The organism is Pseudomonas syringae (genome assembly GCF_021605415.1).
GTDB lineage: Bacteria > Pseudomonadota > Gammaproteobacteria > Pseudomonadales > Pseudomonadaceae > Aquipseudomonas > Aquipseudomonas syringae_S.
On record NZ_WKEQ01000038.1, the window covers coordinates 1 to 24,622 of the forward strand.

Sequence of the window (24,622 nt, forward strand, 5' to 3'; positions counted from 1 at the left end):
GCATTGCGCCGCCTGCTGGCGAAGAAACCTCCTGCACGTGGCGACCACTGCGCCAGCGCCGAAAGCGTTCGCGATTATTTTCGGCAAAAGGCCCATCAGCAGGGCTACACCCTCAGCCACAGCCAGCAGCGGGTCATCGACTGCATGGCCCAGCGCGCCGGGTTGCTGTACGGCCCATCAACGCAAACGCCGCCAGGGTTGTACCTTTACGGAGCCGTCGGGCGTGGCAAGAGCTGGCTGCTTGACGGCTTTTTTCAGTCCCTGCCCATCGAGCAGAAACAACGTCTGCATTTTCATGAGTTTTTCGCGCGCCTGCACCAGGGCATGTTCAGCCATCGTGATGAAAACGACGCCATGGAGGTGACCCTCGATGAGCTGCTGCTGGACTGCCGGGTGCTGTGTTTCGACGAATTTCATGTGCATGACATTGGCGACGCAATGCTCATCACGCGCCTGTTCAAGGCTTTGTTCAAACGCGGAATTTTGCTGCTGGTCACCTCCAACTACCCGCCGGAAGGCCTGCTGCCCAACCCGCTCTACCATGCGCGGTTCAAACCGGTGATCGAGTTGATCAACACGCGCATGGACGTCATGGAAGTCGGCGGCCCCCACGACTATCGCAGTCATGCCCGTCAGCATGCCCATCAGGTGTTTACCCAGGGCCATTACGTGTGGCCGGCCACTTCGGCGCAACGCAATGCCCTTGAACTGCCGCCCGCCGATGCGCCGCCATTGGCGCTGCAGGTCGGCACCCGACAGTTCCGCGCGCGCTATTGCAAAGAGCACCGCATCGGATTCAGTTTTGACGACCTGTGCGAACAACCCACCGCCGTGATGGACTATCTGGAACTGTGCCGGCGCTTCGACCAGTGGATCATCGACGGATTGCCTGAACTCGCCAAGTGCTCGATCGCCGTTCAGCAGCGTTTCATTAATCTGATCGACGTGCTCTACGACCAGGACAAACACCTCACATTGCTCGGACACCTGCCGTTGAGTGACAGCCTCGCCGGCGATGCCATCGACCTGGCCCGCACCCGCAGCCGATTGGGGCAATTGCAGGAAATACACGATTGATTTCACCTACCTGCGGCAGCTCCTACACGGGGTAAAGCCGCTATCATGTTGGCCATTTGCGGCCCTTGATCTATAGCGAATCCAAGTTCATGCACACCCTTGCCCAATTGCGCGCCGGCGAGTTATCCGGCATTACCCGGCTGGATCTGTCCGAGTCTCTCACCGAGTTCCCCCGAGAAATTTTCGACCTGGCGGACACGCTGGAAATCCTCAACCTCAGCGGCAACGCCTTGACCAGCCTGCCGGACGACTTGCACCGTCTGAAAAATCTCCAGGTGCTGTTTTGCTCCGACAACCGGTTCACCGAACTGCCGGCCTGCCTCGGCCAATGCGCGGCGTTGACGATGATCGGGTTCAAGGCCAATCAAATTGTCGAAGTACCGGGCGCCGCCCTGCCGCCACTGTTGCGCTGGCTGATCCTCACCGACAACCGGATCGAAACGCTGCCGGATGAATTGGGCGAACGCCCGAACCTGCAAAAACTCATGCTCGCCGGTAACCGCCTCACGCAATTACCGCAATCGCTGCGCCATTGTCATCGGCTGGAGCTGATCCGCGTCGCCGCCAACGGTTTGACCGAGCTGCCGCAATGGCTGCTGACGTTGCCGAGCCTGACCTGGCTGGCCTATGCCGGTAATCCGCTGGAAACCGAGGTCGATGGCGCCGCCCTTGCTGCCACGCCGAGCATCGATTGGGCAGCGCTGCGTCTCGAAGAACGGCTGGGTGAAGGCGCCTCCGGGGTGATTTCCCGGGCGATCTGGCAACATGCCGATCATTCGTCAGAAGCGGTTGCCGTAAAACTCTACAAAGGCGAGATGACCAGCGATGGTTCACCGCTGCATGAAATGAACGCCTGCATAACCGCCGGCCTGCACCCGAACCTGATTCGCGTCGAAGGCCGGATCAACGACCATCCGCAGGGACAGCAAGGCCTGGTGATGGAGCTGATTGAGCCAAGCTTCCGGAATCTGGCGGGATTGCCGAGTCTGACGTCGTGCTCACGGGATGTTTACGCCGATGATTGCCGTTTCGAAGCGGCGGTAGCGCTGCGCATCGCGGGCGGCATCGCGTCGGTCGCCGAGCATTTGCATCAACAAGGCATCACCCACGGCGATCTCTACGGCCACAACATCCTGTTGAATGAGCACGGCGATTGCCTGCTGGGAGATTTCGGCGCGGCGTCGTTCCATGCCACGGACGACAACGAACAGACTCGTGCGCTGCAACGTATTGAAGTGCGGGCGTTTGGCGTTTTGCTGGGAGAACTGCTGGCCCGCGTCGACTCAGGATTGAGTGATCAGCGGCGGGTTGTGCTGGAGGATCTGCAGCAGCGTTGCTGTCAGCCGGATGTGCTGGCGCGACCGGGGTTCAGCGAGGTGGTGCGGGAGCTGGGACATTCGTGACCGCTGCACGGTCATTCGCGAGCAGGCTCGCTCCTACAGGTTCAGCGGCGTTCACATATTGTGTGTACGACACACCACTGTAGGAGCGAGCCTGCTCGCGAAGGCGTGATCACTGACGATGCAAATCAGCCGGCCAACCCGACAAACATATCCTGCACATCGTCGTGGTTATCCAGCCCTTCGAGGAAGGCCTCAACCTCAGCCATCTGCTCGTCGCTCAAACCGCTCACCGGGTTTTTTGGCTGGTAGCCGAGTTTCGCCGACAGCACGGTGAAGCCCTGCTCTGGCAACGCTTTTTGCACGGCGTCCAGATCGACCGGGTCGGTCAGGAACAGGGTCGCGCCCTCTTCACCTTCCTCGAAATCCTGGGCACCGGCCTCGATGGCGGCCATTTCCGGATCGGCGTCCGGGGAATCAGGCGACGCTTCGATCATGCCGACATGGTTGAAATCCCAGGCCACCGAGCCGGAAGCACCCAATTGGCCCTTGCGGAATGCCACACGGATTTCCGCCACGGTGCGGTTGATGTTGTCGGTGACACACTCGACGATCAGCGGCACCTGATGAGGGGCGAAGCCTTCGTAGGTCACACGATGGTATTGCACGGTCTCGCCCAGCAGGCCCGCACCTTTCTTGATCGCGCGATCCAGGGTTTCCTTGGGCATCGACGCCTTTTTCGCCTGTTCGACCACCAGACGCAGGTGTGCGTTGGTGGTGGTATCGGCACCGTTGCGGGCAGCGATGGTGATTTCTTTCACCAGTTTGCCGAAGATCTTGCCCTTGGCGTTGGCTGCCGCTTCTTTGTGTTTAACCTTCCACTGTGCGCCCATTACTCACTCTCTTGATCTGTGGCGCCGAGACATCTATTGGCCGACGCGTGCCCGCAAGTTTATACGGCCTAAAGTTGGCAATCGACCAAAAATTCTGTCGCTGAATCGACATCTTCTCCACGGCTTGTAGGGCGTTTCTGAAAAGCGCTTTTGTCATGACTCTTTCGGTCTCCGGTTTCGTACCCTCTACCGCCCGTATTGCCTGACAGAGCCGGTTCAATGCTCAACGACAAGGAAAGTCCGTTCAACCTGGTGCTGATCGACAGCGGTCTGTGCCTGCCGATATTGCGATTCACCGGACATGAGGCGCTCAACCAACCTTACCGGTTCGAGATCGAAACGGTCACACTGGCGCCCGCGCAGATGCCGGCCGGGTTGCTCCACCAAGCGGCCTTCCTGCGCATTGACCACGACCACGGTATTCACGGCGTGCTCCACAGCATCAGTTGTGAACATCAAGGGCAGCACCGGATCGGCTATCGCCTGGTCTTGGTGCCGCGCTTGCGTATCCTTGACCAGCGGCATAAACGCCGGGTTTTCGTGGACATGAGCGTGACGGATATCGTCGCGCAATTGCTCGCCGAACACGGTCTGCCCCGCGCCGGTTATCGGCTGGACGTCACCGTCGGGCACTATCCGGCGCGGCCATTCTGCATCCAGTACGACGAAAGCGACCTCGCGCTGCTGCACCGATTGTGTGAAGAAGAAGGCATTCACTATCACTTTGAGCATCGGCCGGACGGGCATGTCGTGGTGTTCGCCGATGACAGTCTGAATCTGCCGCAAACCTCGACGGTTCTGCCCTTCACGGTGACCCACGAAAAAACATCCCCCGCTATAAGTGCGTTATTTCAACGCCACGATGCCGCGTCCATCGCCACATTGCCGGCGGTGCGCAATCGGGGTCGGCAATCGGGCTCAGGCGAAGCGGCCAATGAAGTGGTCAATGACTGGCCGGCGTTGGCGGTTGCCCCATCACCGCAGCGTCACGCGGAGCAACGCAGCCGTCGCCAACTCGAGCGCCAGCGCAGCCAGTATCGATCCGTGCGCGGTCGCAGCGATTGCGGCACCTTGCTCAGCGGTCACTTGCTGCAGGTGACTGGACATCCTATTCCTGCATTCAACGATCAGTGGCTGATCACCGAACTGCGTCATCAGGGTCAACAACCCTCCATTCTCGATCCTGCTTCAACGAATCGCCGTTATTGCAATGATTTCACCGCCCAGCCCTGGTCGACCGATTTTCGTCCGCCGCTGATACAGCCTCGGCCGAGCATTCCCGGCTATCACCTCGCGCGGGTACACGGCAACGCCGGGGATCCGCCGACGCTGGACGAACAAGGGCAGATCGCCGTCCAGCTATGGCCAGAACCCGAAATGCCCGACGATGATCACACCCTCTGGTTACCGATCGCCCTGACCGGCGGCGAGGGCTCGCTCAGCGCTGACACATTGCCTCGAGCCGGCAGCGAAGTCTGGGTGAGTTTTCTGGACGGCGATCCGGATCGACCGATTCTCTGCCTCGGCGCCCGCCATACCCCACCGCGCCGGGAATCGCCGCCGGGACGTGATACCAGCCTGTTGCTCGACTGGTTGCTCAACGGCGCCGAACGCTGACGAGGGCATCAGCCCTTGTCAGCCTTGCCCGCCGCCGCCGCGAATTTCGCCAGGCGCACATCGAGGTGACGTGGCCGCCGCCCGTGGTCCTCGGCGCGCTCCTTGCGGCGGATGGCGTTGCGCACCATCAGCGAACCGAGGTAACGAATCGGCTCCGGCGGAAAATATCCCAACGGCCCGTTGACCAGCGGCGAACGCGTCCACGGGTTGTCCAGCCCTTGCACCATCGAGGCGAGAATCTGCCCGCCCATGTGGCATGGGCCGACGCCGCTGCCGGAGTAACCGAAGCCATAAAAGACATTGCCGCTGTCGCTCATCTGGCCGAAAAAAGGCAGCCCGGTCACCGAACGATCCGAAGGGCCGTTCCACGTTGCATCGACCTTCACATCGGCAAACGCCGGAAAAAAATCGTCGAGGCTGCGTTTGAGCAAATCCGCATAGGGCGATGGCTGATCGAACACCGGCAACATCCGCCCACCGAACGCGAAGGTATTACCGCCCTTGCCGAGCATGATCCGGCCGTCCGGCGTGTTGTGGTAGTAGTGCACAAAAATCCGCGAATCGAGCACGGTCACACCGCTGGTCAAACCGATCTCCTGCAACAGATCCGGACGCGGTTCGGTGATCAGCATGTCGCTGGACACAATGGCCACGCTGCGTTCGAACTGCGGGAACGCGCGGGCCATCCAGGCGTTCATCGCCAGCACCACGCGGTCGGCGACGACGTTGCCGTTTGGCGTGATGATCTTCGCCGGCCGCCCTTCTTCCAGGCCGGTCATGGCGGTGTTTTCGTGAATCCGCACACCCAGTTGCAACGCCACGCGTCGTAATCCTCGCACCAGTTTGCCCGGCTGCACGCTGGCTGCCGCTGGCGAAAACCAGCCTTCCAGATGTTTGTCGGACCCGGCCATGCGCTGCACGTCAGCCACCGGTCGCTGGGTAAACGAGTTGATGCCGTTGCGCTCCAGCGCGGCGATCACTGCGTCGGTGGAACCGCATTGCGCGCGATTGGTGGCGGTGTACAGCGTGCCGTCGAGGCGGTAATCGGCATCGACGCCGTACTGCTCGCAGAACTCGCCGATGGCGTGAATGCTGCGCTCGGATTCCTTGACCAGACGCACCGCTTCTTCAACGCCGAACAAGCGCTCAAGGGTGAAATATTTCGCCGACCATGACAGCGCACAACCGCCGTTGCGCCCGCTGGCCCCGCCGCCGCAGATGTCCGCCTCAATCAGCAATACGTCGAGTTGCGGGTTTTGCTCCTTGAGCATGATCGCCGTCCACAAACCGGTGTAACCGCCGCCGACGATGCACACGTCTGTGCGCACTTCGCCTTGCAGCGTCGGGCAGGTCGCGGACGTATCGGCCAACAGGGCCTGCTCCAGCCAAAAAGGTCTCATGGGTTTCTCCAGTCAGTAAGGCATGACGCATGCCTGCCGCGAGCTGCGCAGCAGGTCACAGGGAAAAGTTTTCAGTTACGCAGGGGTTTGATCGCCAACCGGGAGTTGGGCACGGCGGCCCGAGGTTCCATCACCCCGGCAGGTCGGCTATTCCAGTGCGGCACCAACACCAGCGCGGAAAACAACGCGCAGCCGGCGAACACGATGAACACCGTCACCGCGTCGAAATACCCCGGCAACAAGCCACCGAGCACTGCTCCGACCGAACCGCAGCCGTTGACGAATCCGGCAGCCGTGGCGCCGGCCTTGGCCTTGCCGAAGTCGATGGCGGCCGCGCCGCTGATCATCGAGTCCGGGCCGTATAGCGTCAGGCCCATGACAAACAACAGCGCGACCACCAGCATCACACTGCCGGTTTGCAGAGCACCCATGAACAGCGCCAGCGAGACAGTCAACGCCAGCAGACTGATCACGCAGGCCGGCATGCGCCGGGCGCCGAACAGTTTGTCCGAGGCCAAACCGATCATGATCGGGCCAAGCAGCCCGGCCAGTTCGAACGCAGTAGGAATGATCGCCGCGCCGACCTTGCCGACGCTGGGCATTTGTTCGAAGACGATCACCGGGCCCCAGAACAGAATCGCGTAGCGCGCCGGTTTCAACAGGAAGTACGCCAGCCCGAGCACCAGCACCGTGCGGTTGCGCAGGATTTCCTTGAGCGGCTCCCAAACGCTGAGTTTGCTGTTGGCGTGGGCTTCTTCGGCGGAAATTTCCGGCTCTGGCTCGACCGCCGGCAGGCCGACGTCTTCAGGTTTGTTGCGTTGAAAAACGAAAAACAACACGGCCACGGCGGCGACAACCGCTGCGCTGGAAATGAACGCCGCGTGCCACGTGCCAACCAGCGTGTACGCCCACCAGCCGGCGAACGGCGACGCCACCAGACCGCCGAACGCATAACACGAACTCCACAATCCCAACACTTGTCCACGCTGCTGAGCGGGGAAAAAACTGCCGAGGTTCTTGCACAACCCTGACCATCCCGTGGACTGCGCGAGACCCTGGATCAGCATGCAGGTGGCGAAAATTGGCAAGGTCGCGAAACTGCCCATCACCAGCGCGGCGGCTGCGGAAATCAGCAAACCGCCGAGCACCACGACGCGCGGGCCAAAGCGGTCGGCGAGCATGCCCCAGGTGAACTGGCCGATGGCGTATGCCGCCAAGTAGATGGCGTCGAGGTTGGCCATGGCCATTTTGTCGAGGGTAAACGAGGGGTCTTCGGCGATGCCCAGTTTGGCCACCGAAAAAGCTTTACGGGTGAAATAGAACGCGGCGTAAGCGAGCCAGGTAATCGCGAAAATCTGCACGCGCCAGCGGGAGATGGTGCCGATGTGCTTGTTCATTGTGGTTCTGACCTCAGGGTGTGAGTGTGCCGGCAGAATTGAAAGAAAACGCCTGTGTTTTTATTGTTGAGCACTGCGCAATCGCACCATCCCTATGGCGATTGCGGTCAGATGAGTCCCGCGGTTGCACACACAGGCTCATGGTCATCGCCGCTGCTCGACCGAGCAGTCAGCGATGGCGTGAGCCGATCAAAGCAATTACTGTTTAATAAATAAAATCGATTTATCGTATTTCACACATAAGCTCAGCTTGTTTCTGGACTGATCCCTGGAGCCAACATGTCCGTTTCCCACGCCCAGCTCAAAGCCTTCCATGCCGTGGCCGTGCATGGAAGCTTCACCCGCGCCGCCGAACGGCTTTATCTGACGCAGCCGGCGATTTCCGACCAGGTGCGCAAACTCGAAGAACGCTTCGGCGTGTTGCTCTTCCATCGCAACAAGCGCTCGGTGCGCCTGACCGATCTGGGCGAGCGCTTGCTGGCGATTACGCAACGGCTGTTTGTGATCGAAGCCCAAGCCCAGGAATTGCTCCAGGACTCCCAGGCATTGCAGACCGGTAGCCTGATTCTGGCGGTGGATGCGCCGGTGCATGTGCTGCCGCAGATCGCGCGGTTCTGTGAGCGCTATCCGGGGATCAGCGTGAAGATCGAAACCGGCAATACCGATGAATCGCTGTTCCGGTTGTTCAACTATCAGGCGGATCTGGCGCTGCTTGGGCGAGATGTGAATGACGAGCGATTGATGAGCGTGCCGCTACGAAATGATCCGATGGTGGCGTTCGTCTCGCGTAATCACCCGTGGGCCGAGCGCGAGTCGATCTGCCTGGCGGATCTCGACGACACGCCGCTGGTGCTGCGCGAAACCGGCTCGGTAACGCGCCAGACCCTGGAAGAAGAAATGGCCCGCGCCGGGTTTCGCATTCGTCCGGCGATTCAGGTTGAAGGCCGGGAAGCGGCGCGTGAAGCCGTGGTGGTGGGGATTGGCGTGGGCGTGGTGTCGGCGGCGGAGTTTGGTGCGGACTCACGGGTGTGTGCGTTGCCGATTACCGATTGCACCCGGCGGTTGACCGAGACACTGGTGTGCTTGCGCGAACAAAGTTCACGGCGTGTAGTGGCAACGTTTCTCGAGATGGTGCGCGAAAGCCTGATCTCAATTTAACCCTCGCCTCCACGATCGCTCCCACGCTCCGCGTGGGAACGATCGAACCCCGAGATCGCGTCAGGGCGCCAAACCAAAAAACGCGTTGATCAAGCGCAAGTCCCGCCGCCGCTCCATGCAGCCAATCATGTGTCGATTGACCAGGCCTTCACCGATGATCGGCAGCGCCACCACGCGCGGGTCATGGCTGACCTCCACCGATGACACAACGCCAACCCCCAGTTCCACCGCCACCGCCTCGGTCACCGCCTCACGGCTGTCCAGTTCCAGCAATACCTTGGGGCTGACCGACGCTCGCGCACAAGCCTCATCAAACGTGCGGCGGGTGATTGAGCCGGGCTCGCGCAGCACCATGATCACTTGATCGAGTTCCTTGAGTGTCAACTGCGCCGAGCGCGTTGCCCAAGGATGCGCCGCCGGCACCAGCGCGCAGATGCGCGACTCGTTCAACGCCTGTAAATGCAGGCCCTTGCGCGGTTCGACTTCAGTCAGCACGGCGACGTCGGCATGCTCGGACAACAACGCGGCAAGGGTTTCCTGCGCGTTACCCAGACGCAGATTTACCGTGATCCCCGGATAACGCGCACGCAGGCTGGCGAGCATTGGCATAACCATGTGCGGGCCATCGGCCGCCACTTCCAGCCGCCCCGTCAGCAATTGCCGATTGGCTTCAAGCATCGCCTGGGCTTCCTCGGCCATGCCGAACATCGCCCGGGTAATCGCCGCGAGTTTGATGCCCTCCTCGGTCAGCTCAACCCGTCGTGCGGTGCGCCTCAGCAGGGTGATCTGGTAATGCTCTTCCAACGCCTTGATGTGCCCGGTGACCGCCGGCTGACTGATGAACAGCCGCGCAGCGGCACGGGTGAAGCTGCCCTCGCGGGCCACCGCATCGAAGGCGCGGAGCTGGAACAGATTCATGAATAACCCTCGCTGATGGCTGGCATAACGACAAACAATTTGATTGATGACGCGGCGAATTGCAATTTATCTCCCGTAGCTTCATCCCACAGCATTTTCGCGAGGACACAAGAATGAGTATCGCCGCACCGATCCTGCTCACGCCCGGCCCGTTGACCACCTCGGCCCGCACCCGCCAGGCCATGATGGTCGACTGGGGGTCATGGGATGACCGCTTCAATCAATTGACCGCCAGTCTGTGCGAACAACTGCTGGCCATCCTCAACGGCGCCGCCACTCACCACTGCGTGCCACTGCAAGGCAGCGGCACCTTCGCAGTCGAAGCGGCCATCGGCACGTTGGTGCCGCGTGACGGCAAAGTGCTCGTGTTGATCAACGGCGCTTACGGCAAGCGTCTGGCGAAAATCTGTGAAGTACTCGGCCGCTCGTACAGCACTTTCGAAACCGCCGAAGACGAACCGACCACCGCCGCCGACGTCGACCGTCTATTACGGGCCGACAGCGACATCACCCACATCGCGCTGATCCACTGCGAAACCAGCACCGGCATTCTCAACCCGCTGCCGGAAATCGCCCAAGTCGTGGCACAACACGGCAAACGCCTGATCATCGACGCCATGAGTTCTTTCGGCGCGCTGCCGGTGGATGCGCAGAAAGTGCCGTTCGACGCGCTGATCGCCGCCTCGGGTAAATGCCTGGAAGGCGTGCCAGGCATGGGTTTTGTCTTCGCTCGCAAGGAATCGTTGGCCGCCGCTGCCGGCAACTCGCACTCGCTGGCGATGGATCTGTATGACCAGCACACTTACATGATGAAAACCGGGCAATGGCGCTTCACCCCGCCGACCCACGTGGTCGCCGCGCTGCACGAAGCCTTGCTGCAATACAACGAAGAAGGTGGCCTGCCGGCACGGCACGAGCGTTACGCCGCCAACTGTCAGGCGCTCATGGAAGAGATGACCAAACTCGGGCTGAGCAGTTTTCTGCCGGCGGCGATTCAGGCACCGATCATTGCCACGTTCCATGCGCCGAACAATCCGCGCTACCAGTTCAAGGACTTCTATGAGCGGGTCAAGGCCAAGGGTTACATCCTCTACCCCGGCAAATTGACCCAAGTCGAAACCTTCCGCGTCGGCTGCATCGGCCACGTCAATCCGGCGCAAATGCGCGAAGCGGTGGCGGCGATTGGCGAAGTACTGCGCGAGATGGAAGTCCTCTAAACCACCAAATTTCCCTCTGTAGGAGCGAGCCTGCTCGCGATAGCGGCCTGACATTCACCTTTGATGTCGACTGATACACCGCGATCGCGAGCAGGCTCACTCCGACATTGAACCTTATTGCCAACTCAGGATTTTGATGACCATGAACTACACCAACCCAACCCAACTGCAAGCCGCCATCCTCGACTGGGCCGGCACCGTCGTCGACTTCGGTTCATTCGCGCCGACGCAGATTTTCGTCGAAGCCTTCGCCGAGTTCGACGTTCAAGTCTCTATTGATGAAGCGCGTGGCCCGATGGGCATGGGCAAATGGGATCACATCCGCACCTTGTGCGATCAGCCGCAAGTGGCCGAGCGCTATAAAAAAGCGTTCGGCCGTACCCCGACCGATGACGACGTTACCGCCATCTACAACCGCTTCATGCCATTGCAGATCGAGAAAATCGCCGAGCACTCGGCGCTGATCCCGGGCGCCCTGGACACCATCGCCACCCTGCGCGACCAAGGCATCAAGATCGGTTCGTGCTCGGGCTATCCGAAGCAGGTCATGGATAAAGTCGTGGAACTGGCCGCCAGCAACGGCTACGTCGCCGACCATGTCGTCGCCACCGACGAAGTGCCGAACGGTCGCCCATGGCCGGCACAGGCACTGGCCAATGTGATAGCACTGGGCATCGACGATGTCGCCGCTTGCGTGAAGATTGACGACACCGTGCCAGGCATTCTCGAAGGCCGTCGCGCCGGGATGTGGACGGTCGCGCTGATCTGCTCGGGTAACGCGCTGGGCCTGGACTATGAAGGTTACCGCGCACTGAACAGCGACGAACTGGCCAACGAGCGCAAGCGTATCCACGCGCTGTTTGAGGGTTCGCGCCCGCATTACATGATTGACACCATCACCGATCTGCCGCAGGTGGTCGCCGACATCAATAAGCGTCTGGCCAATGGCGAAATGCCGCAAAGCAGCTGATCTCACATTACGTGCCAAAAAGAACGCCAATGTCTGAGCGACACTGGCGTTTTTTGCCCGTTTTGCTGACCCAGCGCATGGAAAGCCTCATCGGCATCAGACAAATCCGCCAAAGCGGATTACAGTTAACGCACGCCGTCGCGCAAGAACGGCGCGTGTGAGCCATAACCTGTGAGGAAACACCGTATGCCCTGGACAAACTCCACGTCGAGGTACAGCACCGTCTCGATTCTGTTGCACTGGCTGATGCTGGTGTTGTTGGTGCTGGTTTACGCCAGCATGGAGTTTCGCGGCATTTTCCCCAAGGGTAGCGGCGGCCGCACATTGATTCGTGAAGTGCATTACATGCTCGGCCTGACCGTGTTTGTGCTGGTCTGGTTTCGCCTGTTCGCCCGCAGCCTGGGCCCGGCGCCGCAGATTTTTCCGGCCTCGCCGCGCTGGCAAACGCTGCTGGCGCGGTTGATGCACTGGGCGCTGTACCTGTTCATGATCAGCATGCCGATTCTCGGCTGGCTGATTACCAGCGCCGAGGGGCATCAGGTGATGTTCTACGGCTTTGACTTGCCGCTGCTGGTGTCTGAAGACAAGGCTTTCGCCAAACAGGTCGAGGGGTGGCACGTACTCATCGCGACCATCGGCTATTGGCTGATTGGCTTGCATGCACTGGCGGGGATCTATCACCACTATGTCGTGAAGGACAACACGCTGCTGCGGATGATGCCCAAGCGCGGATGATCGTTAAGGCGCGGCTGAAAACCCGCGTCGGCCCTGCAAGCCGCCGGTGTGAACGAAGACCAGCCGCGTGCCTCTCGCGAAATATCCTGCTTTAACGTGCTGTTGGAGCGCGAGCAAGGCTTTGCCGGTGTACAGCGGCTCCAACGGGATGCCGCTGATCTGCTCAGTGGTTTCGATGAATTCAAGCAACGCTGGATCGACTTTGGCAAAACCGCCGCGGCTGGCGTCGATCAACGTATAACCGGCGTTCGCCTGCCTTGCTTCGCTCATGATCGCCGCCACTTGCTCGGGGACACCATGCCCCTGGGGCACCGCCAACGCGCCAAACACGGGACGCTTGCCATTTTCGGCCAGTACCAGCCCGGCCAGCGTGGTGCCGGTTCCGCAGGCCAGCCACCAGCCATCGACGTCATTCCAGCCGAGATTCGACAGTTGCGCGGTAGTTTGATCCTTGAACGCTTTGCAGCCGAGCGCACCGGCCAAGCCACCACCGCCCTCCGGCACAGGGTGCAACGTCGGATATTGCGTCCGCCACGGTTGCCAGAAATCCGCTTCGTGCCGTGCCCGGTAACCGGCGTAACCCAACCAATGCAAACGCATGCCGAAGGCCTGTAAATCCTTTACCGTCGGGGTGTCCTGCGTGTGACCTCTCAGCAAGCCGACGGTGGGAAAGCCCAGACGCTTTCCTGCGGCGGCCAAGGCATGCAGATGATTGGAATGCGCGCCACCGAGGCTGATGATGCCGTCAGCCCCGGCATGGTCGGCAGCCTTGAGGTGTTCAACGAGTTTGAACCATTTGTTGCCGCTGATCAGCGGGTCGATCTGATCAAGACGCAGGATCGCCACCTCAATGCCGGCGGCAGTGAGCCAGTCCAGCAAAAGCGGTTCGAGCGGGGCTTGGGGAAGCCAGTCGGAGGGAGGTAAGAGCATCGGCGCGGCAGAATCCGAAAAACCGCATTCTACCAGCCACCATTAACTGTGTAGGCGCTGCCGGAGACTCGGGCCGCGTTCGGACGATCTTTTGATTCTAAAAAACAGATCAAAAGATCGCAGCCTCGTTTCACTCGTCAGCGCCTACAGGGTGTGGGTGGATCAGAGTTCGGCGGCGAGGCGCGAGCCTTGGTTGATTGCGCGTTTGGCATCCAGTTCTGCGGCTACGTCGGCGCCGCCAATGAGGTGCACGCTCTGGCCGGCTTCGACCAAGCCATCGTGCAATTCACGCAACGGATCCTGGCCTGCGCAGATCACGATGTTGTCCACGGCCAGCAATTGTGGCTCGCCGGTTTCACCGATGCGGATGTGCAGGCCTTCGTCGTCGATCTGCAGGTATTCGACACTGTTAAGCATCTGTACCTTTTTGTTTTTCAGGCCGGTGCGATGAATCCAGCCGGTGGTCTTGCCCAGACCATCGCCGACCTTGGTTTTCTTGCGCTGCAACAGGAACACGTCCCGCGCTGGCGCATGGGGTTCAGCTTTGATGCCGGCCACGCCACCGCGTGCTTCAAGCTGCGTGTCGATGCCCCACTCTTTCCAGAACGCGGCGCGATCCTGACTGGTGGCCACGCCTTCATGGACGAGAAATTCCGAGACGTCAAAACCGATACCGCCGGCGCCAATCACCGCGACACGCTTGCCCACCGGTTTGCGCTCAAGGATCACGTCCAGATAGCTCAGCACCTTGGCATTATCAACGCCGGGAATCGCGGGCGTACGTGGCGCGATGCCGGTGGCCAGGATGATTTCGTCGTAACCGCCCTCGACCAGTTTCGCCACGTCGACGCGGGTGTTCAGGCACACCTCGACGTTTGTCGTCTGCAACTTGCGGTTGAAGTAACGCAGGGTTTCGAAAAACTCTTCTTTGCCCGGCACCCGCTTGGCGATGTTGAACTGGCCGCCGATTTCACTGGCCGAATCAAACAGCGTCACCTGATGCCCACGCTCGGCAGCGACAGTGGCGGCGGACAGACCCGCCGGGCCGGCGCCAACCACGGCGATTTTCTTGATCTGCTGCACCGGCAGATAGTTGAGTTCGGTTTCATGGCAGGCGCGCGGGTTGACCAGGCAAGTGGTGAGCTTGCCGCCAAACGTGTGATCCAGGCACGCCTGGTTGCAGCCGATGCACGTGTTTATTTCGTCGGCGCGACCTTCGGCAGCCTTGTTGACGAAATCCGGGTCGGCGAGGAACGGCCGCGCCATCGAGACCATGTCGGCATCACCTTCGGCCAGGATCTGCTCGGCGATTTCCGGGGTATTGATGCGGTTAGTGGTGATCAGCGGAATGTTCACCGAACCGCGCAGTTTGGCGGTGACCTTGCTGAATGCCGCACGCGGCACCTTGGTGGCAATGGTCGGAATCCGCGCTTCGTGCCAGCCGATGCCGGTGTTGATGATTGTCGCACCGGCCTGCTCGATGGCTTTGGCCAGGGTCACGATCTCTTCCCATGAGCTGCCACCCTCAACCAGATCGAGCATCGACAGACGGAAGATGATGATGAAATTCGGGCCGACCGCTTCGCGCACGCGGCGGACGATCTCCACCGGCAGGCGCATGCGGTTTTCGTAGCTGCCGCCCCAACGGTCGGTGCGGTGGTTGGTGTGGGCCGCGAGGAACTGATTAATGAAATAACCTTCGGAGCCCATGATTTCCACGCCGTCGTACTCGGCGGTCTGCGCGAGCACTGAACAGGAGACGAAATCGCTGATTTGCTTCTCGATGCCCTCCTCATCCAGCTCTTTGGGCTTGAACGGGTTGATCGGCGCCTGAATCGCGCTAGGCGCGACCTGCTTCGGACTGTACGCATAACGGCCAGCATGAAGGATTTGCATACAGATCTTGCCGCCCGCTTCGTGCACGGCGCGGGTGACGATTTGGTGCTTGAGCGCTTCTTCTTCGGTGGTCAGTTTCGCCGCGCCGGAATACACGCCGCCCTCGTCGTTCGGGCCGATACCGCCGGTGACCATCAGGCCGACACCGCCACGGGCACGTTCGGCAAAGTACGCCGCCATGCGCTCGAAACCGCCCGGTTTCTCTTCAAGACCGGTGTGCATCGAGCCCATCAGCGTGCGGTTGCGCAACGTGGTGAAGCCCAGATCCAGCGGGGCCAACAGGTGCGGGTAATGAGCGGCGGTCATCGGTAACTCCACATCGAGCGATCACGGAAAAGGTGCGGGAGCTCTGTGTCCCCCGTCAGTCATGTTCGACAGACTAAGAGTCGCATCGCCATCACTCAATGACCGTAAGTGACAACTTATTGATCCAAACGCGCACTGCCCCTTGGCAAGCGCGGACATGGGCCCTACCCTAGTCGCCACACTCTGTACCCGGCTGTTGACTGTTTTCATGCGCAAACTTCTGTACCTGACATTGTCCATGGCGCTGGTCGCCGCACTCACCACCTATGCCATGTGGGCGGCAGATCGCCCGGTGGGCCATTACCTGTCGGATCTGCGTATCAAACTTGCCGTCAATCAAGGCACGCCGGCCGATCGCGGCAATTTGCTGGGCATCCAGCCCGAGTTGTTTCCCACCGACTACCAGAGCCCTGAGCGCCTGCATCGCAAGCTTTCCGCGTATCTGCAGCAGGCTCAGGATCAGGGGCTGCTCAACGAAAAAACCGTGGTGGTGCTACCCGAGCACATCGGCACCTGGTTGCTGATCGGCGGTGAGAAAGACGAGCTGTATCAGGCGCCGACTCTGGCCGAGGCGATGAACTGGCTGGCGGCGAGCAATCCATTGCTGTTCGCCCGCGCATGGCTCGGCGCCAAGGGCAGCAGCCGCCTCGACGACGCACATTTGCGCATGAAAGCCAAAGCCATGGCTCGGGACTACCAGGCGCTGTTCGGCGGTCTGGCGAAGGAATTTCAAGTCACGCTCGTGGCCGGTTCGATCGTGCTGCCCGAGCCGAATATTCGTGACGGACAACTCAAGATCGGCCGCGGCGCGCTGTACAACAGCACCGTGGTGTTCGGCCGCGATGGCGCGCCGCTCGGTCAGCCTCAGCGGCAAATGCACCCCATCTTCGATCAGCACGAGGTGCTGGGTGCCAATGATGCACACACGCTCAATGTCGTCGACACCCCCGCCGGACGCCTCGGCGTGTTGATCGGCAGCGATAGCTGGTATCCCGACAACTACCGCAAGCTCGATGAGCAATCCGCGCGATTGGTCGCCGTACCGGCCTTCGTCGCCGGGCATCGTGCGTGGGATCAGCCGTGGCGCGGCTATAAAGGCTTGAGCACACCGGATTCGGTCAGCCTCAAGCCCGGCGAAGTCACCGAAGGCCAGGCCTGGCATCGTCTGACGCTCACCGCGCAACCGCCGAGCAGTCAGGCGCTGGCGGGCATCAGCGTATTCATGCGCGGGCAGTTCTGGGACAAGTCCGGCGCAGGCCTGAGCTTTTTCAGTAGCAACGGTCAGCAATTCGGCGACAGCGAAGCCCGTGGCGCGCGCATGCTGAACCTCTGGTTGTAAATCATGAAACCGCTGCCGATGCGTCTCGGGGATCTGTCGGTGGGTTTCGTTCACAGCCTCGCCGATGCGGTGCGCAGTCATGACCTGGATCCGTTGCCGCTCCTTGAACAATACGGGCTGGATACTGCACGACTCGCCGAGGCCGGTGCCCGGTTGTCGATCCCGCGTTACATGCGCCTGGGCCACGCCGCCATTCAATTGACCGGCGATCCGGCATTGGGTTTACGCATGGGCAGCCACAGCCGACTGAACCATGCCGGGCTGGCCGGTATCACCGCCGCGCAAGCCCCCACCGTGCGCGAAGCCGCCCGCTGCCTGATTCGATTCGAGGCGCTTTACGGCTCGAATTATCGCGGCCAGTCGAGCTTTCACGAAGACGCCAACGGCGCCTGGCTGCGGTTCTATTCGATCAGCCCGTACAACGCCTACAACCGCTTCGTGGTGGATTCGATCATCGCCGGGTGGTTGCAGCAGTTGTCCAGCGTCGGGGGTGAAAAGCTAAGGGCTGAACGGATCGACATCGCATTCGATGCGCCAGACTACCGCGATGCCTACACCGTGCTCGGCGATTGTTCGCTGCAGTTCAGCGCCGAACACAATCAACTGCGCTTGAGCCTTGAGAGCCTCGCCCAACGCAACCCGCAACATTGCCCCAGCACCTGGCGGCACTTGCTGCAACTATGTGAACGAGAACTGGAACAGCTGACCCGCACCCGCAGCCTGCGCGAGCGCATCACGCAGTTGCTGGGGCCGCTGCTCAATGGTGGCCGGGAGCCCGACCTGGAAGAAGTGGCGGCACGCCTGAAGCTGCCGACCTGGACACTGCGGCGCAAACTGGCCGAAGAAGGCACGCAGTTTCGCGCGATCCTCAATGACACCCGCCGTGATCTGGCAATGACCTACATCCGCGACACCGAACTGGCGTTCGGCGAAATCGCCTACCTGCTGGGTTTCGCCTCAGCCGAAGCCTTTCAGCGCGCGTTCAAGCGCTGGAACGGCCAGACACCGGGTGAGTTCCGAAGAGGTCATAGGAACAGCGTCTAGATGCAAGCTCTAAGCTTTAAGCTTTTGCGGCTTACAACTCCGTAGCATCTTCTTCAGGCTCCGGCGAGTCCAGCTCCAAGGCCTGGAATTCGAGCAGTTCTTCTTGATAGTCGTCCATCGTGTGATCCCCCAACTGCCCGCTATGAAAATGGCTTGATCAACTGACCTTGGCCACGAGCATAAAGTGCCCGTGTGAAGGAAAAATGAAACGTGTCCTTCATCTGATTAAACGTAGCAGGCGTTGGAAAATTTTGTGAAAAAGCTGCCGCAGGCTGCGCCGACAGGGGGATCGGCGTTCCTATGCCCAAAAAGCAGGAGCCGAGCTTGCTCGACTCCTACAGACGTTACTGGGGCAGCGCCGGGATTGGCTCGGACGGTGCCGGCAGATCGCTGGGCGGTGGCGGCGTTACGACTTCTTCAACAGGCGCGGTGGATGCAGGCTCGCTCGGTGTGATTGGCGCAGCTTCAGCAGGCGGCGCTATCGGCTCCGAACTTACCGGAGCGGGTTCACTGGCGGGCGCCGGAACGGGCTCTGCCGCCGGCACCAGCGGCGTGGGATTGGCTTTTGGTTCCGGCACACCGAGGTCAGGTTTTGGCTGCTCTTCGATGTGCGCCTTTTTCTTCGCCTCCGCCGGCATGAACTGCTCGACCAGTGCAAAGAAGCGCTCGTAGAACTTCTGCGAGGTCACGGTTTCGCTGGCGACTTTCACCATCGAATCGTCGGATGAGCCGATTGGCATCGACACCGAACCCAACACGCCCACGCCCAGGCTGGCGGAGTTGTTGGTCTTTTTCAGTGCATAACGATCCTGAAGCGCGTTGGCAAATACCGTGGCGTGGTGCGCAGAGCTGCCATCTTCGGCGCACACCACATTGAAGCTGATCTCCAAGTGGGTATCACCGGTCTGCTGGAAGCTTTTGTGGCCGCTGACCAGTTTCGGGTCGCTGCTGGTGATGATGTAGCCCTGGCTGAGCAACGCGCGACGGGCCGCTTCGCAACTGGCGCTGTCGGTCACCGGATAATTGCGTGAAAACGTACCGGAGTCGTCGAAATTCTCATGCTCATAGATCGGCTTGTCTTTTGCACAGCCGGCAGCGACGGTCAGCACCAGCGCCAAGCCGACGAAACGCAGGGGAGATGAAATCAACATTAAACATCCTGAGGGGAAACAGTCCGGGGCGTATTGTGCAACAGAACGCGGCCCTGCGGCGTATGGATTAGTGTCTTAAAACAGTTACAACCATACCGATGATGCACGACAGGTAAAAGGCACGCCGTCTGAAGGTGCGGGAATTCCACCGGCTCGGTCGCATACAGACACAAAAAAGCCCCGGCGGTAAGGCCGGGGCTTCGTCTTGTCACTCAAACAGGATCAGAAACGCTCGATCTCCGCCTGGGCTTCCAATTGCTTGCGGAAAGCCGCGAAGTCTTGCTGGCCCACACGCGAGGCGAGGAAGCGACGGTATTGAGCCTTCTCTTCATCGGTCGGCGCAGCCGCTTCATTCACGCCGTTCAGACGCACGATCATCAGGCTGCCATCAGCCAGGGTCACGCTACTGAAGGTCGGTTTGTCTTTCGCAGCCGGCTTAGGCATGCGGAACAGTGCTTGCAGCACGGCCGGATCAACACCTTCCTGGGCCCGGGTGGCCGCTTCGGTCACTTTCCAGCTCTGGCCGTCAACGGCTTTGCCATCACGCAGCGTAGCGATCATCTGCTCGGCCTTGGTCTTGGCGGCAGCGCTGGCATGCTCCTTGGTCAGTTGGGCGCGAATGCTCGCGTCCACGCTTTCCAGCGGCAGCTGTGCAGGCTTCAAGTGTTCCTTGGCGCGCAGCACGACGATGGTTTCAGGATCCAGTTCGATCGCCGCGCTGTTGGCACCTTCATCCAGCACTTCGGTGCTGAATGCAGCGGTGACCACGGCACGATTCGCTGTAACACCTTCGCCACCTTCACGGCCGAACGGCTTGGAGGTGTGCACGGTCAGCTTCAGATCCTGCGCCGGCTGGGCCAGGTCGGACGATTCAAACGCCGAGTCTTCCAGCTGCTTGCTCGCCTCGACGAAACGCTGCTCGACCTGTTGGGTTTTCGCATCGTGAGTCAGCTTGGCTTTCAGGCTTTCGAACGTCGGTACTTCCGGCGCTTCGACACCCAGCAGCTTGATCAGGTGAATACCGAAATCGGTGCGGATCGGCTCGGACACTTGATCCTTGGACAGTGCGTACAAGGCTTTTTCGAACGCCGGGTCATAAACGCCGGGACCGGCAAAACCAAGATCACCACCATTGTTGGCCGAGCCCGGATCCTGCGAGAACTCTTTGGCCAGGGCTTCGAACTTCTCGCCCTTGGCCAGGCGCGCCTGAATCTCTTCGATCTTGGCCTTGGCCTGGGCTTCGGTGGTCTTGTCGTTCACTTCGATCAGAATGTGCGCCGCACGACGCTGCTCCGACAGGTTGGCGATCTCTTTCTGATACGCCGCCTGCAAGTCTTCATCCTTGACGCTGACCTGGTCGAAGAACGAAGCCTTTTTCAACTCCAGATAATCGATGACCACCTGATCCGGGGTCATAAATTCCGTGGCGTGTTCGTCATAGTAAGCCTTGACCTCTTCGTCGGTCAGCTTCACGGCCGAAGGATCAGCCTTGACGTTCAGGGTGGCGAAATCACGGGTCTGCTTTTCCAGACGGGCGAAAGCCAGTACCTGTGCGTCGGTGACGAAACCGCTGCCGCCGATACCGGCACGCAGTTGGCCGATCAGCATTTCCTGGGCCAGCATCTGGCGGAATTGCATGCGGCTATAGCCCAGTTGACGGATCACCTGGTCGAAGCGGTCGGAGTTGAACTTGCCGTCTACCTGGAATTCAGGCGTCTGCAGGATCACCTGATCCAGAGCGCCTTCAGAGAAAGCGAACTTCGAGTTTTCTGCGCCTTGCAGCAGCAGCTTGCGATCGATCAGACCTTTGAGGGCCGACTCGCGGAGCATTTTTTCATCAAGCAACGAAGCGTCGAAATCCTTGCCCAGTTGTTGCATCAACTGACGGCGTTGCATATCAACGGCTTGGCTCAGCTCGTTCTGGCTGATTTCGTCGCCATTGACCTGCGCCGCCTCGTTAGTGTGAGAGGCGGCCTGAAAAATGGCGTCGAAACCGGTCAAGGCCATCAATACAACAATGACCCCGATAATGGTCTTGGCAATCCAGCCTTGTGAATTGTCCCTGATATTCTGCAGCATGCGTCCCCCAGAAACGGTTGAACTTCAAAATTAGGCAACCGTGGAGCGTGGGTAGAATCCGGATAGAAGAAAGGCGCATCCGAGGATGCGCCTTCTCGTAACTGGCGGAGCGGACAGGGCTCGAACCCTCGATCCCGGCGTTACAGGAAACTCTTTCAATCCCCTGCTCTACCGCTCCGCTGCCAAGTCAGGCGTGTACCCGACCCGGATGGGTAAAAACTTGAAACGAACTTAGTTGACCGCTTCTTTCAGTGCTTTACCGGCTTTGAAGCCAGGCTTTTTAGCAGCAGCGATTTGCAGCGTCTTGCCGGTCTGTGGGTTACGACCTACGCGGGCAGGACGGTCAGTCACGGAGAAGGTACCGAAACCTACCAGAACAACAGAGTCGCCAGCCTTGAGAGCGCCAGTGACGGATTCGATCACAGCGTCCAGCGCACGGCCAGCAGCAGCTTTCGGGATATCAGCGGATGCAGCGATAGCATCAATCAGTTCCGACTTGTTCACTCTAAGTCCCCTTATATCTATTTTGAGTATATTTCTAAGTTTTTTGGTGAAAGCAAAAGCAAGTGCTGAATGGCCTACAGACACTATAAGAGCCGCTTTATATCAAGGGCTCTAAAAAGCTGTCAAGGAAGCCCCCCAGGCAAAACCTTATTAATGCGTGCTGATTCTTTCCTTAGCGTCAGACTCTCTCTTTTCATCCTTGGCAACTATCTCGGGAGCCACATCCGGCAAGGGCTCCGGCGCGTATTGCAGCGCAATTTGCAGGACCTCGTCAATCCATTTAACCGGTTTAATCTGTAGATCCTGCTTGATGTTGTCAGGAATTTCCTTCAGATCGCGCACGTTCTCTTCCGGAATGATCACAATCTTGATCCCGCCGCGATGAGCCGCCAGCAGTTTTTCCTTCAGCCCGCCAATCGCCAGCACTTGACCACGCAAGGTGATCTCGCCGGTCATGGCAACATCTGCGCGCACCGGAATGCCCGTCAACGCCGACACCAATGCCGTGCACATGCCCACACCTGCGCTCGGGCCATCCTTCGGGGTCGCCCCTTCCGGCATGTGAATGTGCGTGTCGCGCTTCTCGTGGAAATCCAGAGGAATGCCCAGACTCTTCGCGCGGCTGCGCACTACTGTCAGTGCGGCGGTGATCGATTCGACCATTACATCGCCCAGCGAACCGGTCTTGATCAGTTGACCTTTGCCGGGTACGACGGCCGCTTCGATGGTCAGCAACTCGCCGCCAACCTGCGTCCACGCCAAGCCTGTCACCTGACCGATCTGATCCTGCTGCTCGGCCAGGCCGTAGCGGAATTTACGCACGCCAAGGAAATGCTCAAGCAGGTCAGCTGTCACTTTTACCGAGAAGCGTTTTTCCAGCGCGTGCTCTTTGACTGCCTTGCGGCAGACCTTGGCAATCTGCCGTTCCAGGCCACGGACGCCGGCTTCGCGGGTGTAATAACGAATGATGTCGCGGATCGCTTCCTCATCGAATTCCAGTTCGCCCTTCTTCAAACCGTTGGCCTGAATCTGTTTCGGCGACAGGTATTTGACTGCGATGTTGATCTTCTCGTCTTCGGTGTAGCCCGGCAGACGGATGACTTCCATCCGATCCAGCAACGCTGGCGGGATGTTCATCGAGTTCGAGGTGCACAGGAACATCACATCGGACAGGTCGTAATCGACTTCCAGATAGTGATCGTTGAAATTGTGGTTTTGCTCTGGGTCGAGCACTTCCAACAATGCCGACGCCGGATCGCCGCGCATATCGCTGCCCATTTTGTCGATTTCATCGAGCAGGAACAGCGGGTTGCGAACGCCCACCTTTGTCATCTTTTGAATCAATCTTCCCGGCATCGAACCGATATAAGTCCGGCGGTGACCACGGATTTCCGCCTCATCACGCACGCCACCGAGGGCCATGCGCACGAATTTACGGTTGGTGGCGTGAGCGATCGACTCGGCAAGCGAGGTTTTACCCACACCCGGAGGGCCGACCAGGCACAACACCGGGCCGCGAATTTTTTTCACGCGTTTTTGCACGGCGAGGTATTCAAGGATGCGCTCCTTCACCTCTTCGAGGCCGTAGTGATCGGCGTCGAGAATGTCTTCGGCACGTGCCAGATCCAGGCGCACCTTGCTCTGCGCCTTCCACGGCACCTGCACCAGCCAATCGATGTAGGAACGCACCACGGTGGCCTCAGCGGACATCGGCGACATTTGCTTGAGCTTGTTCAGCTCGGCAGTCGCTTTGGTCATGGCGTCTTTCGGAAGGCCGGCGGCATCGATTCGCTTTTTCAGCTCTTCGATTTCGTTATGGCCTTCGTCGCCATCACCGAGTTCTTTCTGAATGGCCTTCATCTGCTCATTCAGGTAGTACTCGCGCTGGCTGCGCTCCATTTGCTTTTTGACGCGGCCGCGAATGCGTTTTTCGACCTGCAGCAAATCAATCTCGGCATCCAGCAACGCGAGCACGTGCTCGACCCGGGCCGACAGATCAATGATTTCGAGGATTTCCTGCTTTTGCTCGATCTTCAGCGCCATGTGCGCCGCCATGGTGTCTACCAGGCGACCGGGCTCGTCGATGCTGTTGAGCGACGACAGGACTTCAGCCGGGACTTTCTTGCCCAACTGCACATACTGCTCGAACTGCGACAGCAGGCTGCGCACAAACACTTCGGATTCACGTTCCGGCGCATCGACTTCATCGATCAGCGAAACTTCCGCACGGCAATGACCATCGACTTCGCTGAAACGCTCGACTGCGCCCCGCTGCTCGCCTTCGACCAGAACCTTGACGGTGCCATCGGGCAGCTTGAGCAATTGCAGGACAGTGGCAACAGTGCCTACGCGATACAGGGCATCTTCGCCGGGATCGTCGTCGGCCGGGTTTCTCTGGGCCAGCAACAGGATCTGCTTGTCGCCCGCCATCGCGGCCTCAAGGGCTTCGATGGATTTCTCGCGCCCCACGAACAGCGGGATAACCATGTGCGGATAAACCACAACATCACGCAATGGCAAGAGAGGCAATTCGATGGTTGTCTTCATGATTTCGCCTCTACGGCGGCCATAAGGCCGTAATCAGATGGAATTAAGCTTGAAACCAAGATGGGGGCTGCTTTCGAAAAAAACAAGCGCAAAGCGGATGTAAA

The 24,622-nt window shown here is 59.8% G+C and carries 19 protein-coding genes; 9 read left to right on the top strand and 10 right to left on the bottom strand.

From position 1 onward, the window contains the following. Positions 1 to 1,077 (top strand): cell division protein ZapE (gene zapE, locus GIW69_RS21830; RefSeq protein WP_496570944.1); only part of this gene is annotated, 1,077 nt, incomplete at its 5' end. 89 nt (positions 1,078 to 1,166) lie between these two features. After that, positions 1,167 to 2,480: a leucine-rich repeat-containing protein kinase family protein gene (locus GIW69_RS21835; protein ID WP_236484852.1), complete on the top strand. Its 1,314-nt coding sequence runs from the start codon at positions 1,167 to 1,169 to the stop codon at positions 2,478 to 2,480. Between the two features lie 125 nt (positions 2,481 to 2,605). Here GIW69_RS21835 and GIW69_RS21840 read toward each other — a convergent pair whose 3' ends face one another. Continuing rightward, positions 2,606 to 3,310: a YebC/PmpR family DNA-binding transcriptional regulator gene (locus tag GIW69_RS21840; RefSeq protein WP_236484853.1), complete on the bottom strand. Its 705-nt coding sequence runs from the start codon at positions 3,308 to 3,310 to the stop codon at positions 2,606 to 2,608. A gap of 219 nt (positions 3,311 to 3,529) precedes the next feature. Between GIW69_RS21840 and GIW69_RS21845 the strand changes: the two genes are divergently transcribed. Beyond that, positions 3,530 to 4,927 (top strand): type VI secretion system tip protein TssI/VgrG, encoded by a 1,398-nt coding sequence (locus GIW69_RS21845; RefSeq protein ID WP_236484854.1) that lies wholly within the window; start codon positions 3,530 to 3,532, stop codon positions 4,925 to 4,927. Between the two features lie 8 nt (positions 4,928 to 4,935). Here GIW69_RS21845 and GIW69_RS21850 read toward each other — a convergent pair whose 3' ends face one another. Continuing rightward, entirely contained in the window at positions 4,936 to 6,327 is a 1,392-nt protein-coding gene (locus tag GIW69_RS21850; protein WP_236484855.1) for an FAD-dependent oxidoreductase, read from the bottom strand. A 71-nt stretch (positions 6,328 to 6,398) separates the two neighbouring features. After that, on the bottom strand, positions 6,399 to 7,724 hold the full coding sequence (locus GIW69_RS21855; RefSeq protein ID WP_236484856.1) for an MFS transporter: 1,326 nt from the start codon (positions 7,722 to 7,724) through the stop codon (positions 6,399 to 6,401). Positions 7,725 to 8,003: 279 nt separating this feature from the next. Here GIW69_RS21855 and GIW69_RS21860 point away from each other — a divergent pair, with 279 nt between their 5' ends. Then, positions 8,004 to 8,882: a LysR family transcriptional regulator gene (locus GIW69_RS21860; RefSeq protein WP_236484857.1), complete on the top strand. Its 879-nt coding sequence runs from the start codon at positions 8,004 to 8,006 to the stop codon at positions 8,880 to 8,882. Positions 8,883 to 8,942: 60 nt separating this feature from the next. Here the strand turns inward: GIW69_RS21860 and GIW69_RS21865 are convergent, their stop codons facing one another. After that, entirely contained in the window at positions 8,943 to 9,800 is an 858-nt protein-coding gene (locus GIW69_RS21865) for a LysR substrate-binding domain-containing protein (protein ID WP_236484858.1), read from the bottom strand. A gap of 113 nt (positions 9,801 to 9,913) precedes the next feature. Between GIW69_RS21865 and GIW69_RS21870 the strand changes: the two genes are divergently transcribed. The 3 genes from GIW69_RS21870 (at position 9,914) to GIW69_RS21880 (ending at position 12,722) form a co-directional block, all read left to right on the top strand. Further along, entirely contained in the window at positions 9,914 to 11,017 is a 1,104-nt protein-coding gene (locus GIW69_RS21870) for a 2-aminoethylphosphonate--pyruvate transaminase (RefSeq protein WP_236484859.1), read from the top strand. A gap of 142 nt (positions 11,018 to 11,159) precedes the next feature. Continuing rightward, a complete protein-coding gene (gene phnX / locus GIW69_RS21875; RefSeq protein WP_236484860.1) occupies positions 11,160 to 11,987 on the top strand; it encodes a phosphonoacetaldehyde hydrolase in 828 nt (275 codons plus the stop codon). 186 nt (positions 11,988 to 12,173) lie between these two features. Further along, positions 12,174 to 12,722, top strand: a complete 549-nt coding sequence (locus GIW69_RS21880) for a cytochrome b (RefSeq protein WP_236484861.1) — start codon at positions 12,174 to 12,176, stop codon at positions 12,720 to 12,722. A gap of 3 nt (positions 12,723 to 12,725) precedes the next feature. On the opposite strand, the gene GIW69_RS21885 is transcribed toward GIW69_RS21880, so the two are convergent. Together GIW69_RS21885 and GIW69_RS21890 are read right to left on the bottom strand one after the other, a co-directional pair. Next, positions 12,726 to 13,652: a pyridoxal-phosphate dependent enzyme gene (locus tag GIW69_RS21885; RefSeq protein ID WP_236484862.1), complete on the bottom strand. Its 927-nt coding sequence runs from the start codon at positions 13,650 to 13,652 to the stop codon at positions 12,726 to 12,728. A 162-nt stretch (positions 13,653 to 13,814) separates the two neighbouring features. After that, entirely contained in the window at positions 13,815 to 15,854 is a 2,040-nt protein-coding gene (locus tag GIW69_RS21890) for an NADPH-dependent 2,4-dienoyl-CoA reductase (protein ID WP_236484863.1), read from the bottom strand. A gap of 208 nt (positions 15,855 to 16,062) precedes the next feature. Here GIW69_RS21890 and GIW69_RS21895 point away from each other — a divergent pair, with 208 nt between their 5' ends. Then, entirely contained in the window at positions 16,063 to 17,193 is a 1,131-nt protein-coding gene (locus GIW69_RS21895; RefSeq protein WP_236484864.1) for a carbon-nitrogen hydrolase family protein, read from the top strand. A gap of 3 nt (positions 17,194 to 17,196) precedes the next feature. Next, a complete protein-coding gene (locus GIW69_RS21900; protein WP_236484865.1) occupies positions 17,197 to 18,237 on the top strand; it encodes an AraC family transcriptional regulator in 1,041 nt (346 codons plus the stop codon). A 344-nt stretch (positions 18,238 to 18,581) separates the two neighbouring features. Here GIW69_RS21900 and GIW69_RS21905 read toward each other — a convergent pair whose 3' ends face one another. From GIW69_RS21905 to lon, 4 genes are all read right to left on the bottom strand, one after another. After that, positions 18,582 to 19,388 carry a DUF2242 domain-containing protein gene (locus GIW69_RS21905; protein ID WP_236484866.1) on the bottom strand — a complete coding sequence of 269 codons (807 nt, stop codon included), beginning with the start codon at positions 19,386 to 19,388 and terminating at the stop codon, positions 18,582 to 18,584. A 222-nt stretch (positions 19,389 to 19,610) separates the two neighbouring features. After that, on the bottom strand, positions 19,611 to 21,467 hold the full coding sequence (locus tag GIW69_RS21910) for a SurA N-terminal domain-containing protein (RefSeq protein WP_236484867.1): 1,857 nt from the start codon (positions 21,465 to 21,467) through the stop codon (positions 19,611 to 19,613). Positions 21,468 to 21,698: 231 nt separating this feature from the next. After that, positions 21,699 to 21,971: an HU family DNA-binding protein gene (locus tag GIW69_RS21915; protein ID WP_008077714.1), complete on the bottom strand. Its 273-nt coding sequence runs from the start codon at positions 21,969 to 21,971 to the stop codon at positions 21,699 to 21,701. Between the two features lie 150 nt (positions 21,972 to 22,121). Further along, entirely contained in the window at positions 22,122 to 24,518 is a 2,397-nt protein-coding gene (lon, locus tag GIW69_RS21920; protein ID WP_236484868.1) for an endopeptidase La, read from the bottom strand. Positions 24,519 to 24,622: the final 104 nt, after the last annotated feature.